The following is a 15,130-nucleotide window of genomic DNA, read 5'->3' as shown; positions in this document are numbered from 1 at the left end:
ATCTTATTTGCTCTGTCTAGAGGCCTTGAAAATTAGATAGATTCCAAGGCTAGTTTGAGATCCTCTATCAAGTCATCCACATTTTCCAAGCCGATAGAGAGACGGATTTGATTTGGTGTAATACCTGCTGCCAGCTGATCTTCTGGCGACATCTGACCGTGAGTTGTCGTAGCTGGATGGACAACCAAGGACTTAGCATCGGCTACGTTGGCCAAGTCAGAGAAAATCTCTAGGCTGTCAATAACCTTACGAGCTTCTTTCTCCCCACCTTTGACATTAAAGGTAAAGATGGAGCCCACACCTTTAGGGAAATATTTTTTAGCCAAAGCATGATAAGGACTGTCAGCAAGTTTGGGATAATTGACCTGCTCAACCTTAGGATGCCCTACCAGGAAATCAACAATCTTCTCTGCATTGGACACATGGCGTTCTACACGCAAAGAGAGAGTTTCCAACCCCTGCAGGAAGAGAAAGGCATTGAAGGGTGACATGGCTGCGCCCGTATCGCGCAAGAGCTGAGTCCGGACTGCAGTGACAAAGGCTGCTGCTCCAACATCGCGCGTATAACTGATATCATGATAGCTTGGATCTGGATCCACAAACTGCGGAAACTTGCCTGAAGCTTCCCAGTCAAAACGACCGCTGTCTACAATCACACCACCTATGCTGGTTCCGTGACCTCCGATAAACTTGGTCGCAGAATGTACCGCAATGTCCACTCCATGAGAAAAAACATTGATCAGATAAGGAGTGGCAAAAGTATTGTCGGAAATCAGCGGAATTTTATGAGCATGAACCAGCTCTGCCAAAGCATCAAAGTCAGGGATATTAATCAGCGGATTGCCCAAACTTTCAATCAAAACCAACTTTGTATTGTCCTGAATAGCTGCTTCTACTTCAGCCAGATTTTCAATATCAACAAAAGTCGTGGTAATGCCATAGCAAGGTAGGGTTTCTTTGAGCAGATTAAAGGTACCACCGTAGATGGTAGAGGCTGCTACTACGTGGTCGCCAGCATGGGCCAAAGCTAGAATGGTGTAGGTAACAGCTGCCATACCAGAAGCTGTTGCTAGAGCTCCGACTCCACCTTCCAAAGCCGCAATGCGCTCCTCAAAAGCAGACAGGGTCGGATTGGTAATCCGAGTGTAGATATTGCCCGGTTTGCGCAGGGCAAAGAGATCTTCTCCCTCCTGAGTATCATCAAACACATAGGAAGTTGTCTGGTAAATAGGCAGAGCCCGCGACTTAGTAGTCGGGTCAACTGTCTGTCCAGCATGAAGCTGCAGAGTTTCAAATTTAAATTCACGTGTCATAAGGTCACCTCACTATAGTTATGTGATAAGTCTACCACTAAACGTCTCGCTTGACTAATAGAATTTCCTTATCAAAAGAAATAAAGAGAAGCTATATCTTATAGCTTCTCAGATATAATCTCAAAAGTCGCCTGATTGCTAGGCCAGTACAACTGCGACGAAACTTTGTCTAAAGCTATCCACTGAGCTCCCACATGCTCATCAGAAATCCGAATTTCTTTCTGCTCTGTCAGAACTAGAAAGAGATTTTTGTGGATGGTCAGATTTTCATCAATCTTTACTGTGAAATCTCCAAGAGCCGTCAGGTTTGAACAAGCTAAGACCAAGCCTGTCTCCTCTCTTATTTCACGAAGGCAGGCCTCTTCTGGGCTCTCACCACTCTCAATCCCACCAGTAATGGGCTGCCAAAAGGAAACTCTCTCATCCTCAACTTTCAAGAGCAAGATTTCTCGTTCCTCTGGATGATAAATCCAGGCTTCAATCGACCGCCTCATCATGATTTTTTCTCAATCGGTGCTATGCTGGCCAGCACTTTCTTCAGACCGACTTCTGGGAAATTAATCTTGAGCTCTTGGCTATTGCCGTTGCCAGAGACTGCTAGAACTGTCCCATCGCCCCATTTCTTATGGTGGGCAATATCTCCAATAGCCCAAGCAACTTCTGGCTTAGATGGCTGGCTCTGACCGCTCTTTCCAAAAGGCAGACTGCCTGTAGAAATCGAGCTTGGTGCTGCCTGACGCTTCCGTTCTTGCAGGGCCTGGGCCAGACTCATGCCTTGACCGAATTGACTGGTATCACTATTGGTATAACTAACCTTAAAGGAGCTATTTGACGGTCGAGCCAGTCCCTGATAGTCTAGCAAGTCTGAGCTGATTTCTCTCAAAAAGCGTGTAGGATGATTATAGTTGGTTTTACCATAAAGCATACGGGAATTAGCATTGGTCAGATAGAGAATCTTCTCTGCTCGGGTGATGCCAACGTAAGCTAGACGCCGTTCCTCTTCCAACTCATCCTCATCTTCAGACGCCCGACTTAGAGGGAAGACATTTTCCTCCATACCAACCAGAAAGACGACCGGAAATTCCAATCCCTTGGCTGCGTGGAGGGTCATTAGAGTCACTTCGGAACTCTCCGTATCCCCATCATCTGTGTCTGCGATCAAGGCTAAGTCATTGAGAAAACGGCTGAGCTTATCAAGACCAGACTCATCAGTAGGATTGTCTGGACTTTCGTCAAAATTCTTGGTTACAGACAGGAATTCTTCGATATTTTCAATCCGTGCTTGGCTTTCCAAGGTTACCTGCGCAGCTAAGGCCGCAGCATAACCTGTCTTTTCCAACACAGCTTCTACCAGCTCCGTTACTGTAAAGTCGTCCAAGCGCTCCCGCAAATCAAGAAGCATATTGGCAAAATCATAGACCGCCTGAGCCGCCTTGCCCTTGACAGGTGACAGCAGGATATTGGCCGACGCATCCAGTAAAGACATTTCCTGACTAGACGCAAAATCCCGAATTTTCTCCACCGTTCCTGGACCGACTCCACGCTTGGGCTCATTGATTACGCGCTCATAGCTGATATTATCGCTAGGATTGGCGATGAGATTGAGATAAGAAATAACATCTCGGATTTCCTTGCGGCTGTAGAACTTGGTTCCACCAACCATGGTATAGGGAATATTGGACTTGAGCAGGGCTTCCTCCACCGTCCGTGACTGGGCATTGGTCCGGTAAAGAACTGCAAAATCCTTATGACTGTATCCTTCTCGGCTCAGCTGATCAATAGTTCGGGCGACAAAAAGAGCCTCATCCTGCTCGTCATTAGCCCGATAGTAGACAATTTCCTCACCGTCTTCGTTTTGAGTCCAGAGATTTTTAGGACGTCGGTTGCGGTTGTTTCGGATGACTTCATTAGCTGCCTGAAGAATGGTCTTGGTGGAACGATAGTTTTCCTCTAGCAGAACTACCTTAGCTTCTGGATAATCCTTTTCAAAGTCCAGGATATTCTGCATATCGGCTCCCCGCCAGCCATAGATAGACTGGTCAGCATCTCCGACTACGCAAATATTCTTAAAGCGGGAAGCCAAGAGCTTGACCAGCTGATACTGAGCATGATTGGTATCCTGATACTCGTCCACATGGATGTACTGGTAGCGTTGCTGGTAGTAGATCAGGACATCAGGATTTTGGTCAAAAAGCCGCAGGGTCAACATGATCAAATCGTCAAAGTCCATGGCCTCAGACTGGCGCAATTCCTTTTGATAGGCCGTGTAGCACTTGGCCACAATCTCCGTATACATATCACCAGCTAGATTTGCATAGGCCACCTCATCAATCAGGTCATTCTTAGCATTGGAAATAGTACCCAGAATGGCGCGCTCATTCCACTTTTTAGGATCTAGATTGAGATTTTTGAGAATCCGTTTCATCAGAGTCCGCTGCTCACCTGGATCCACGATAGTAAAGTTGCGGTTGTAGCCAATATGATCTGCTTCTCGCCGCAGGATGCGCACACACATGGAGTGGAAGGTAGCGATTAAGCAATCTTGGGCCTCCGTTTTAAGTTTTTCAGCCCTTTCTCTCATCTCCCGCGCCGCCTTATTGGTAAAGGTAATGGCTAAGATATTCCATGGATTGACCATTTTTTCATCAATCAAATAGGCAATGCGATGGGTCAGGACACGGGTCTTACCCGAACCAGCCCCCGCCATTATCAGCAAAGGCCCTTCTGTTGTTTGAACCGCCTCAGCCTGACGGTCATTCATACCGTTTAATAAAGGATGCATTTTTCTTCCTCTTTCAAAGTCAATGCTACTATTATAACAAAAATCCTGATGAAGCTAAACCAGAAAGAAGAGGAATTTCTGATTTTAGATTAGATTTTCGACAAAGTCATCTAAGGCCTCCTAAGCCCGATGCAAATTGATAATCAGGCCTATTTTTGCTATAATATGCCCATATGAGACTTAGAATATCTTTCCAGAGATGACATTTTTTCGCAAGTCTCTTTTCCATTCTGCTGCCCCACTTAGAAAGAAAGGCTGTCATGAAAAATCCTAGTAACAATCTGAAGCTAGCGGAGAGAGGAGCCATCCTGTCCATCGCTACCTATCTGATTCTCTCCGCGGTCAAGATTATCGCAGGCTCAACTCTCCAGTCCTCCAGTCTGACGGCCGATGGCTTCAACAATGTTTCTGATATCGTGGCTAATATCGCCGTTTTAATTGGCCTGCGTATGGCTAGAAAACCAGCCGACCGTGACCATCGCTTCGGCCACTGGAAGATAGAAGATCTGGCCAGTCTCATCACATCTTTTATCATGTTTTTCGTTGGATTTGATGTCTTGATAGAGACCATTCAGAAGATTATCTCCAATCAAGAAACCAAGCTTGACCCAGTTGGTGCCGTGGTCGGAATTATCTCGGCAATCATTATGTTGGGTGTTTATTTTTACAATAAAACGCTAGCTAAAAAAGCTCACTCCAAGGCTCTGGATGCCGCAGCCAAGGACAACTTGTCAGACGCTGTAACTTCGATCGGCACTTCAGTTGCGATCATTGCCAGCGCCTTCAATTTCCCAATCGTTGATAAGCTAGCAGCCATTATCATTACCTTCTTCATTCTCAAGACGGCCTATGATATCTTTATGGAATCTTCCTTCAGCCTGTCCGACGGATTTGATGAAAGCTTGCTGCAGGACTATAAGCAAGCTATACTGGAAATTCCTAAAATCACTCAGGTCAAGTCGCAGCGTGGCCGGACCTATGGCAGTAATATCTATCTGGATATTATTTTGGAAATGAACCCAGATTTGTCTGTTTTTGAGAGCCATGAGATTGCGGACCAAGTTGAGGATATGCTTATGGAGCGCTTCGGAGTCTTTGATATTGATATTCATATTGAGCCCGCTCCCATTCCCGAGGATGAGATGCTGGCCAATCTTTATCCAAACCTACTCATGCGTGAGCAGCTCGTGGAGCAAGGCAGCCAACTGGATACACTTCTGTCTGCTGAATTTCTCTATATTTCCCAAGATGGTCGACAGCTAAACAAAGCTGAGTTTCAGGCAGAAAGAGCCTCAAAAACACCTATCAAAAACGTTGAACTGCTCTCTGTCAGCCAAAAAACCAAGCTCATCCGCTATGAAATGGATGGTGTTATCCATACCAGCCTCTGGCGCCGCCACGAAGTATGGAAAAATATTTTTCACCAAGAGACACGAAAAAACAACTAGACAGACTGTCTGGTTGTTTTTTGTAAACAGTAATTTTCTTCCTAAAAAGATTTTTTTAAAAAACAAAGCAACTGTGGGTTACTTCGTTTCGACAAATCCGAATTTACTCAGCGGTGAGAGTCGGAACTCCACCACCCCCTTGATTTGACTGGCTTTGATGAGCCCAAATTCTCGGCTGTCCTTCGTATTTTCCCGTCGATCATTAAGAATCAAATAAGAATCTTTAGTAATTTTATCAGACTTTGAGCCCTTCAAATCCATAACAGAGAAATCATGAGTATAGTAACCCGAACTTCCTGCTGAAGCTAGATATTTCTCGCGCATTTTCTCAATGTATTCTTCCGACATGACCTGACCGTTCAGGTAAAGAAGATCATCCATATAGGTTACTTGATCCTTTTCCTGGGCAATGACCCGTCCGACATAGTCTTTGCCGTCCACTTCATAGAGGACAAAATCCCCACGCTTGATGTCTTGCTTTCTCGTCGCCAAGACCAAGTCATTCTTTGCCAAGTAAGCATTGCTGTCTTGCTCCGTCACCCGATAAGGCGTATAAATAAAAACTCTCAGCCCTATAATAATAGCTGCCAGTACTGAAAAAATAATGATATTTCTTAATAAATCTCTCTTTAACATTAGTCTCTCTCATCTCTTTTATACCATTATATCATTTTTAGATAAAATAGACAAAGGGACGATCTTATTTCAAAAATCAAAACGCTGATGTCTCCTTCTTCCCACACAAGATAATGGTCGTCACTTCGACAAGAGAAAAAACCGATGATTTTTCAATCAACGGTTCTTCTTATTATCTTAGATTAACGTACTGTACGGATACGCATTGTGTTGGTACGAACTGCTTCACCAAGCGGCACACCAGCAACGATAACGATATCATCACCAGATTCAACCAAACCTTGCTCAACTGCAATCTTTTCAGCGATTTCAAACATATCGTCTGTATTAGATGGAGTTTCAGTAGTCACTGGAATAACACCCCAGTTCAGCATAAGACCGCGTTGAGTCAATTCGTCAAAAGTGATAGCCAAGATATCAGCGTTTGGACGGTATTTAGAAATCAAGCGAGCTGTGTGACCTGTTTTAGTAAGGGTAACTACCAACTTGATATCCATTGAGTTTGTAGCATCTTTAACTGCTGAAGCCATAACTTCAGTCTTAGAGTTGCGCTCAAAGTTATCAGTTGTCAAACGACCATATTCGTTAAGAAGGGTTTGAGCGTTCTTATCGATAGTCGCCATTGTTGTTACTGACTCAAGTGGGTATTTACCATTTGCAGACTCACCTGAAAGCATAGTTGCGTCAGTTCCATCGATAACAGCATTAAATACGTCTGATACTTCTGAACGAGTTGCACGTGGTTTTTCTGTCATGGTTTCAAGCATGTTAGTTGCTGTGATAACCACTTTACCAGCTGCATTTACCTTAGTGATGATCATTTTTTGGTAAACTGGAACCATTTCAAATGGTACTTCGATACCCATGTCACCACGGGCAATCATGATACCGTCAGCAGCTTCAATGATTTCGTCCAAGTTATCGATACCTTGTTGGTTTTCGATTTTCGCGAACAGTTGAACGTGTCCATTACCAGTTTCTTCACAGATTGCACGAACTTCGTTGACGTCTTTTGCAGTACGTACAAATGAAATCGCGATGAAGTTGATTCCTTGCTCAAGACCAAAGCGGATATCGTCATTGTCACGCTCAGCAAGTGCTGGGAAAGGAATCTTAGTGTTAGGAATGTTCACACCTTTTTGCTTAGCAATGATACCGTCATTTTCAACTTCTACTTCAAATTCACGAGTAGCATCGTCTTTTGCGACAACACGAAGACCAAGTTTACCATCGTCAACCAATACTTGACGGCCAACTTCAACATCATCGTAAATGTCCAATCCACCAGCAACGTTCAAAGCAATGACTTCACGAGTAGATTTGATACTTTGCTTAGTAGCAACACGGATTTTTTCACCAGTCTTGTATGAATACTCTTTTGCATCGCCTTCGAACAATTCTGTACGAATTTCTGGTCCTTTTGTATCAAGAAGGAAACCAACTTTTTGACCGGCAATTTCTTCTGCACGCTTAACAGTTGCCATGCGCTCTCCTTGCTCAGCATGGTCACCGTGTGAGAAGTTGAAACGGAATGTGTTTGCGCCAGCTTCAATCAACTTAGCAATGTTTTGAGCTGATGCTTCAACATCCAGCTTTTCTCCCCAATATCCGTCATCACCGAATTTTTTACCGCCGCGGATTTCTACCGCAGGACCTAATGTTGCAACGATTTTTACACGTTTATTCATGATTGTATGAAACTCCTTCTTCTATTTGGCCTCTTGGCCTGAATAACAAATAATAATTAAATATTGATGCTGCGGTTCAAATCAGCCAAGTCCAGATCAGCCTTGTGCGGATTATTGACAACAATCTTGCCTTCAGCAGTCAAGCTAAAGAGTGCTCCTTCTTCAGCAGTTCCCAGAATTGGGCTTTCAACCATCTGCTCATTGCGGATTCCAACAGCAACTCCGCCGATACCTGCTTTAAGCAGTTTAACAGCATGTGCTCCCATACGAGATGCAAGAACACGGTCACGCGCAGTCGGTGAGCCCCCACGCTGGATATGTCCGAGCTCTGTGACACGTAAGTCGCTCATATCACCAGCTTCTTTTAGCTTCTCAGCGAATTCATCCGCTGACATGACACCCTCAGCCAAGACGATGATGTTGTGCTTCTTACCCTTGGCATAGCCATTCTTAATGCTTTCAACAACTTCTTCGATCTTGAAACCTTCTTCAGGAACGATGATTTCGTCCGCACCAGATGCAATACCTGCCCAAAGAGCAATATCACCAGCATTACGACCCATTACTTCGATAACGAAAGTACGGCGGTGACTGGATGAGGTATCCCGAATCTTGTCAATCGCATCCATAGCTGTAGTAACAGCAGTATCAAAACCGATAGTGAAGTCTGTTCCGACGATATCATTATCAATGGTTCCTGGAACACCAACAGCGGGGAAGCCGTGCTCTGTCAGACGCATCGCACCGTGGTAAGATCCATCACCACCGATAACAACGACACCTTCGATTCCATGTTTTTTAAGCTGCTCAATTCCTTTCAGCTGCCCTTCAACTTGGGCAAACTCAGGGTAACGAGCAGAGTGAAGGAAAGTTCCACCGCGAGAAATAATGTCACCAACTGATGTTGCATCAAGTGGGTAAATCTCGCCAGCTACCATTCCAGCGTAACCATCATAAATACCGTAAACTTCCATTCCTTCGGAAATTGCTTTACGAACAACCGCACGGATGGCAGCATTCATACCAGGGGCATCACCACCACTAGTCAAAACAGCAATACGTTTCATTTCGCTTTTTGCTCCTTTTTCTTTTTAACATTCTTATAGATTATACCACAATCATCATGAAAATTCTCTTATTTTCCATATTTTTTAACGAAAAATCGTTTTCATAGTATAATTCTTCAATTCCTCTTGCAGCTGCTCCGATTTCTCCACTCGAAAATGCGGTGCAGACATGGTGCGCTTCTCATCTTCATAGCGCAGGACAACCGGAATATTACCGGGGTATTTCTGCAAAATCTGAGATATTTCCCGATCATGTTCATGTCCAGCAAGTTTTATCCAGAAGCGTTCTGTAGTGGCTTCTTCTATATCTGACAAGACCAGCTGTAAACGGCCATCCCGTTCCTGCACCTTGCCAGTCAAGTAGTAAATGCCCTTTTCCTTAATACGTTCACCCAGCTGTCTATAAGTATCAGGAAAGAGGGTAACATCCAGTTTTTTCTTCGTATCTGAAACCTGCAAGAAGGCCATGTTCTCGCCCTTTTTAGTCCGAATAGTTTTGACAGTCTGGACTTGAGCTAAAATCCTAGCTCTGCTATTTTCTGTCAACTCACTAATCCAGCTAAAGGGCTGATCTGCTTCTTTGGCCAGTTTAACCAAGGGGTGATCGCTAAGCCCCACACCGATAATGCTCTGTTCCAGCTCAAACTTTTCGGCATCGCTGAAATCCTGAGCCTCTGTCCAAGAGTAGGTCGTATCCGCGAAGAGGCTGCCCAGCTCATCCGCAAATACAAATAGATTAGGCAGGTTGGCTAGAATTTTTTGGCGATTTTTCTCAAAACTGTCAAAGAGCCCCAGCTGGATCAGAGGAGTCAGCAGTGGAATCTTATGGTAATTCTGAGGCAGGCGCAGAATAAAGTCTTCCACCCCAGTAAAGGTGGCATTTTGTCGCTCTTCGATAATCCAGTAAGCCAAATCCCTAGGCAGGCCTTTGATATTTTTCAGACCCAAAAAAATCTTCTTATCCTGAAACTTATCATGGTAGGGGATATTGTTGATACTGAGGGGCGCTGTCTCAAAGTCAAAACTCAAGGCATCGGTGATATAGTCGCTGCTAGAATAATTAAGCATGACATCAAAGAAAACATCTGGATAGTGAGCCTTGAAGTAAGCCAACTGAAAGGCCAGAGCTGAGTAGGCATAGGCGTGGCTGCGGTTAAAGCCATAACCAGCAAACTTCTCCATAATAGCAAAGACTTCCTTGGCTTTGGATTCCGAATGCCCTAGCTTGAGAGCACCTGCAACAAAGTCCTCCTGCATGCGATGCATTTCAGCAGCACTCTTCTTACCCATTGCTCTTCGTAAAATATCGGCTTTCCCCAGACTAAAGCCACCAAAACGCTGGGCCACCTGCATAACCTGCTCTTGGTAGAGCATGATACCGTAAGTCGGAGCTAGAATATCAGCCAAACTATCATCAATCAGCGCCACCTGCTCCAGTCCATGCTTTCTCTTGACAAAATTGTCAATATAATCGCTGGCTCCAGGACGGTTGAGAGAGGTTGTGGCCACTACTTCCTCAAAGCAAATCGGCTGAATCCGCTTGAGCAGGCTGATAGCACCCGGCTGCTCAAACTGGAAAATCCCCTTGGTCTGACCAGCCGCAAAGAGTTTCAGAGTGTCTGCATCCGCCAAGTCAATCTCTGCAATCTTAATATCTACCTCATATTTTTTCAGGGTTGCTTCTTTCATCCGCTGGACAAAGGTCAGATTGCGCAAGCCCAGAAAGTCCATCTTGAGCAGACCGTTGCTCTCCACACCGTGGGCATCATATTGAGTGATATACATGTCCTCACCGTATTTGAGCGGTATCTGGTCTGTCAGGTCATTGTCACTCATCACAACGCCGGCTGCATGGATAGAAGTCTGACGGGGATGACCTTCAATTTTTTTAGCAATATCAAAGGCCTTTTGATATTCTAGCTTACTGTTGATAATCTGACGAAAGCCCATATTTTTCTCATAAGCAGAGGTCAGACTATCACCGAAGCGGATTTTCTTGGTGATATTGGTTAGCTCATACTCTGGCAGACCGAAACGCTTGAAAACATCGCGAATGGCCTGCTTGGCTCCGAAAGTCGAGTAGGTTACAATCTGAGCCGCATGCATGCTGCCATAGCGGTCACGAACATAGCGGATAAACTCTGGCCGGTAAACATCAGGAATATCGATATCAATATCGGGCATGGTATAGCGCTCTAGATTTAGAAAGCGTTCAAAGAGCAGGTTGTTCTTGACTGGGTCAATCCCAGTAATCTCCAAAGCATAGGCCACCAGACTACCGACAGCAGATCCTCGGCCCATGCCCATATAGTAGCCCTGACTGCGACCAAAGCGCAGCAAATCCCAGACAATGAGAAAATAATCATCAAAGCCCATCTGATGAATGACAGCCAGCTCCTGGTCCAGCCGTTCCTGATAAAGTTTACCTGTTAAACCGCGTTTTTTTAAGCCAGCTTCGGAGCGCTCCCGCAACTCTTCCACGGCTGGCCGCTCCCGATTAAAGCGGGGCAGTTTCAGCTCCCTATTGATATCATAGTGAACATGACGGACTAGCTTCTCAAGATTAGCCAGACTCTCTGGGAAAGTTTCCTTAAAAGCTCCTGCCAGAGCATCTGGTGCCAGCAAAAACTCATGATTGGGAAGGCTGCCAATCTCCCGCAGGCTGGCATTTTCTCGAATAGCCCGGAGCATCTGCAAGGTTTCCAAATCCCCCGTGTCAAAATATCGGACGGTATGCAGGGGCAGGGTTGGCCGACCGAACTCCTGCTTAGGCGTTGCTGGAAAGACACCAACATAAAAATCCAACCCCAAATCCAGATCTGCTACTCCGTCAAAAGCAGGAACAATCACAGCCAAGCCCTTAAAGAGATGCTGGAAATCTTCCCAATTTTTTTGTCCCATCATCTTGAGAGTCGAGACTTTCATCAGATTGCGATAGCCCTGACTGTCCAAGGCCAGCAGACGGAGATGAAGCTCCTTCTCTGCCTTGATCAGACTCAGATCCAATCCTAAAAGCGGCTGCAGTCCCGCAGATTCGGCTTCCTCTAAGAAATGATAGGCTCCATAGAGATTGTCCACATCCATCATGCCCAGATGACTGTATCCTAAGTCCTTGGCTTTCTGCACATATTTCTTTATCGGGATCAAGCTATCCATAAAACTGTAAACAGTCTTGGTATCAAGTTGTATCACCACATTTTTCTCCTTGAACATGCTTTGCTTCTTCTTATAACTATTATACCGCAATTCACTGAATGAGGGAAATAGGAGTTTGACTGAACAGAATGATTCCATTCACCCTTTCCGGCTTTCTTTGCCATTTTCCTAAGGAAAAGGTATAATAATTGTAAATTGAAGAAAACAAAGGAGACATGTATGAATCAGTATCCTCTGGTCTATCTTGACCATGTCCATAAAAATTATGGCGACGCACCCGCCCTGTATGATGTGAGCTTAAACATCCAACCTGGCAGAATTATCGGACTTCTAGGTCCTAATGGAAGCGGCAAGACAACTATTATCAAGCTTATCAATGGTCTCTTGCAGCCGACCTCTGGTCATATTTATCTCAAAGGCGTCAAACCTTCTCCTGATACCAAAAGAATCGTTTCCTATCTACCAGATACGACATACCTAAGCGACAGCTCCAAAGTAATCGAAGCTGTAAAATATTTCCAAGATTTTTATGATAATTTTGACAGCGCGAAAGCCATGCAGCTTCTAAAGGATCTCCATATCGATCCTCAAGCACGCATCGGAAGCCTTTCAAAAGGAAATAAAGAAAAAATGCAGCTCATTTTGGTCATGAGCCGCCATGCGGAACTGTATATCCTAGACGAACCTATCGGTGGTGTTGATCCGGCTGCTCGTGACTATATCCTGCAGACCATCATTCAAAACCGCACACCTCAGTCTTCTGTCATCATTTCCACCCACTTGATCGCAGATATCGAGCCAATCTTGGATGAAGTAATCCTGATTAACCAAGGTCAGATCTTTTTGCATGAAAATGCTAATCAGCTGCGTCAACAGTACAATCAATCCATTGATAATCTCTTCCGCAGCCAGTTTCGCTTTTATTAGGAGGGCTTCATTATATGTTTGGAAAATTATTTAAATACGATTTTAAGTCTAATTACAAATGGTACTGTATCACTTTTGCAATCTTCTTAAGTCTCTCGATTGTCATGGGGATATTTGCCGGCAGTGTTCTGAAACCTGAACAGCTGAATTTTCTGAGTGATTATCCATCGTCTACTTTAGGATTTCTAGTTTTTTTCTACTTGCTCTTCTTACTGATATTTTCAGCAGCCTGCGCTGTCTTTCTGTCTAATACTATCATTATTATCCGGCGTTTTTATAAAAATGTATTTGGACGTGAAGGCTATCTGACTTGGACTCTTCCGGTCACACCACATCAGATTCTCCTATCCAAGCTCCTCTCAGCAATTTTATGGAGTCTCTTGTGTACACTAACCATGTTTGTTGGCAGTCTCCTAATTTTTGGAATCGCCCTACCTATCGCGGGTCATTCCTTAGGAGAACTGTTTAGTTACCTTAGTTACATACCAGATATCTGGATCTGGCTTATCAAATATGGATTCCTTAATCTTTTACAAATTATCTCTGGCATTCTCTTCTTTTATTTGGTCATATCTATTGGGCAGCTCTTTAAGAAAAATCGGATTATGATGGCTGTACTCTTTGGATTTTTGATTTGGACTGTTTTGACGGTCTTATCTATATTCCTGCCTACTCCATATTCCGCAACAAACTTCCTAAATCTGTATGATTATAGTTATGATAACTTCTATACAAATCTTAGACAGGTACTGGATTTTTCACTGGTTATCCGAATCATCTTCGAACTGGTCAAAATTTTCGGTTTCTATTTTACAATCCATACCATCGTAAAAAACAAACTAAATCTTCAATAAGCAACACAAGGTTGAAACAAAACGTTTCAACCTTGTTTATTTTTACTTCAAAATAATGGCTGCCACGATGGGGCTGACCAGAACGTACATGAGGCCGGTCACGCCAATCGCAAGTCCTGCCATAGCTCCGGCGACTTGGCCGTATTTAAAGGCAGTTCCCGTTCCTACCGCATGGCCGGTTCCCCCTAAAGCTAGACCGATAGCTACCGGGTCTGTGATTTTTAAGAGCTTAAGAAGCGTTGGCCCTAAGACACTGGTCAGAATGCCCGTCGCAACCACCACCACTAATGTCACTGTAGCAAGTCCTTGCAGCTTGTCTGTGATACCGACAGCCATGGCCGTTGTGACAGATTTCGGAAAAAGAGAAACAGCCAGAAAGAAGTCCATTCCGAAAAACTTAGCCAGCAGAGCAGTGAAGCTGGTATTGACTACAACCGCCGCAAAGGTTCCAATCAAAATACTGCGCGCATGGTGCTTCATCAAATGAAAAGTCTTGTAAAGCGGAATTCCCAAAGCAACCGTAGATGGCACAATCAGGTTGTTTAAATAGGAGCCGCCGACATAATAATCCTTGTAGGAAATACCGGTTAATTTTAAAAAGGCAATAACCAAAACTGCTGCAATCAACAACGGTGTTGTCAAAGGATGAGGAAATCTCCGAAAAATCAATAGCCCACAAAGATAGGCCAAAATAGACAAGGCAAGGCCAAAGAGAGGGTTGCTCCATAAATCAGACATTGCTGGCGTCTCCTTCCTCATAATCTCCTTCAAAACGAGTCTTAATCAGCTGCACCGCAACTGCAATCACGCAGACATTAAGCACAATCGCTCCTAAAACAATCAAAATAATTGGCAGCAGATAAGGCGCAATGACCTGAAATTTATCCATGATACCAACCGCAGGAGGCAGAAAAAGGATGGTCATATTTGCCAAGAGAAAATTGCCAACCATACTGATATGACGCAGGCGTAGGAGCTTGAACTGCAGAGCCAAAAACAGCAAGACCAAACCAATGATACTGCCCGGAACAGGCAGGTGGAAAACACTTGAAATTCCTTCTCCAACGAGGGAAATCATAAAAATAATCATCAACTGAACGTATAATTTCATACCAAACCTCCATCACTTGTATATCCAGTTTACTCCTTTTCAGAAAAATATCAAGGTGCTTTCAGAAATTAAAACCTTTACATAAAAAATTTGCTTATAAAAATTCCCTCCATTATCTGCAATAGAGGGTCTTTCTTATTTAGCAGTC

Annotated in this window: 12 protein-coding genes; 3 read left to right on the top strand and 9 right to left on the bottom strand. The window is 44.2% G+C overall.

Features of this window, described 5'->3' with window-relative positions:
* Nucleotides 1-32: 32 nt before the first annotated feature.
* From AX677_RS01050 to pcrA, 3 genes are all read right to left on the bottom strand, one after another.
* The gene (locus tag AX677_RS01050; protein WP_060975850.1) at nucleotides 33-1,313 is read right to left on the bottom strand and encodes an O-acetylhomoserine aminocarboxypropyltransferase/cysteine synthase family protein; all 1,281 of its coding nucleotides are present in this window, start codon (nucleotides 1,311-1,313) and stop codon (nucleotides 33-35) included.
* A gap of 98 nt (nucleotides 1,314-1,411) precedes the next feature.
* Nucleotides 1,412-1,810 carry an NUDIX pyrophosphatase gene (locus tag AX677_RS01045; protein WP_060975849.1) on the bottom strand — a complete coding sequence of 133 codons (399 nt, stop codon included), beginning with the start codon at nucleotides 1,808-1,810 and terminating at the stop codon, nucleotides 1,412-1,414.
* Complete coding sequence (gene pcrA / locus AX677_RS01040) at nucleotides 1,807-4,095, bottom strand: DNA helicase PcrA (protein WP_060975848.1); 2,289 nt, start codon at nucleotides 4,093-4,095, stop codon at nucleotides 1,807-1,809. Before pcrA ends, AX677_RS01045 begins: the two co-directional genes overlap by 4 nt.
* Before the next feature lie 260 nt (nucleotides 4,096-4,355).
* Here pcrA and AX677_RS01035 point away from each other — a divergent pair, with 260 nt between their 5' ends.
* Entirely contained in the window at nucleotides 4,356-5,543 is a 1,188-nt protein-coding gene (locus tag AX677_RS01035) for a cation diffusion facilitator family transporter (protein ID WP_060975847.1), read from the top strand.
* Nucleotides 5,544-5,621: 78 nt separating this feature from the next.
* On the opposite strand, the gene lepB is transcribed toward AX677_RS01035, so the two are convergent.
* From lepB to AX677_RS01015, 4 genes are all read right to left on the bottom strand, one after another.
* Nucleotides 5,622-6,179: a signal peptidase I gene (gene lepB / locus AX677_RS01030; protein ID WP_060975846.1), complete on the bottom strand. Its 558-nt coding sequence runs from the start codon at nucleotides 6,177-6,179 to the stop codon at nucleotides 5,622-5,624.
* A 182-nt stretch (nucleotides 6,180-6,361) separates the two neighbouring features.
* Nucleotides 6,362-7,867, bottom strand: a complete 1,506-nt coding sequence (pyk, locus tag AX677_RS01025; RefSeq protein WP_060975845.1) for a pyruvate kinase — start codon at nucleotides 7,865-7,867, stop codon at nucleotides 6,362-6,364.
* A gap of 56 nt (nucleotides 7,868-7,923) precedes the next feature.
* Nucleotides 7,924-8,934, bottom strand: a complete 1,011-nt coding sequence (pfkA, locus tag AX677_RS01020) for a 6-phosphofructokinase (protein WP_060975844.1) — start codon at nucleotides 8,932-8,934, stop codon at nucleotides 7,924-7,926.
* Nucleotides 8,935-9,018: 84 nt separating this feature from the next.
* Complete coding sequence (locus tag AX677_RS01015; protein ID WP_060976043.1) at nucleotides 9,019-12,129, bottom strand: DNA polymerase III subunit alpha; 3,111 nt, start codon at nucleotides 12,127-12,129, stop codon at nucleotides 9,019-9,021.
* A 180-nt stretch (nucleotides 12,130-12,309) separates the two neighbouring features.
* Here AX677_RS01015 and AX677_RS01010 point away from each other — a divergent pair, with 180 nt between their 5' ends.
* Together AX677_RS01010 and AX677_RS01005 are read left to right on the top strand one after the other, a co-directional pair.
* Entirely contained in the window at nucleotides 12,310-13,017 is a 708-nt protein-coding gene (locus AX677_RS01010; RefSeq protein WP_002900663.1) for an ABC transporter ATP-binding protein, read from the top strand.
* 14 nt (nucleotides 13,018-13,031) lie between these two features.
* Entirely contained in the window at nucleotides 13,032-13,871 is an 840-nt protein-coding gene (locus tag AX677_RS01005) for a hypothetical protein (RefSeq protein WP_060975843.1), read from the top strand.
* 42 nt (nucleotides 13,872-13,913) lie between these two features.
* Here AX677_RS01005 and AX677_RS01000 read toward each other — a convergent pair whose 3' ends face one another.
* Complete coding sequence (locus AX677_RS01000) at nucleotides 13,914-14,609, bottom strand: LrgB family protein (protein ID WP_002910116.1); 696 nt, start codon at nucleotides 14,607-14,609, stop codon at nucleotides 13,914-13,916.
* Entirely contained in the window at nucleotides 14,602-14,982 is a 381-nt protein-coding gene (locus AX677_RS00995; RefSeq protein ID WP_060975842.1) for a CidA/LrgA family protein, read from the bottom strand. Before AX677_RS00995 ends, AX677_RS01000 begins: the two co-directional genes overlap by 8 nt.
* Nucleotides 14,983-15,130 lie beyond the last annotated feature (148 nt).

Source organism: Streptococcus sp. CCH8-C6 (assembly GCF_001557225.1).
GTDB lineage: Bacteria > Bacillota > Bacilli > Lactobacillales > Streptococcaceae > Streptococcus > Streptococcus sanguinis_C.
This window is presented reverse-complemented; position numbering and strand designations above follow the sequence as displayed.

Excerpts from the sequence above, each read along its gene's own strand:
- AX677_RS01050 (WP_060975850.1), bottom strand. The coding sequence starts at position 1,313 with ATGACACGTGAATTTAAATTTGAAACTCTGCAGCTTCATGCTGGACAG.
- AX677_RS01045 (WP_060975849.1), bottom strand. The coding sequence starts at position 1,810 with ATGATGAGGCGGTCGATTGAAGCCTGGATTTATCATCCAGAGGAACGA.
- pcrA (WP_060975848.1), bottom strand. The coding sequence starts at position 4,095 with ATGCATCCTTTATTAAACGGTATGAATGACCGTCAGGCTGAGGCGGTT.
- AX677_RS01035 (WP_060975847.1), top strand. The coding sequence starts at position 4,356 with ATGAAAAATCCTAGTAACAATCTGAAGCTAGCGGAGAGAGGAGCCATC.
- lepB (WP_060975846.1), bottom strand. The coding sequence starts at position 6,179 with ATGTTAAAGAGAGATTTATTAAGAAATATCATTATTTTTTCAGTACTG.
- pyk (WP_060975845.1), bottom strand. The coding sequence starts at position 7,867 with ATGAATAAACGTGTAAAAATCGTTGCAACATTAGGTCCTGCGGTAGAA.
- pfkA (WP_060975844.1), bottom strand. The coding sequence starts at position 8,934 with ATGAAACGTATTGCTGTTTTGACTAGTGGTGGTGATGCCCCTGGTATG.
- AX677_RS01010 (WP_002900663.1), top strand. The coding sequence starts at position 12,310 with ATGAATCAGTATCCTCTGGTCTATCTTGACCATGTCCATAAAAATTAT.
- AX677_RS01005 (WP_060975843.1), top strand. The coding sequence starts at position 13,032 with ATGTTTGGAAAATTATTTAAATACGATTTTAAGTCTAATTACAAATGG.
- AX677_RS01000 (WP_002910116.1), bottom strand. The coding sequence starts at position 14,609 with ATGTCTGATTTATGGAGCAACCCTCTCTTTGGCCTTGCCTTGTCTATT.
- AX677_RS00995 (WP_060975842.1), bottom strand. The coding sequence starts at position 14,982 with ATGAAATTATACGTTCAGTTGATGATTATTTTTATGATTTCCCTCGTT.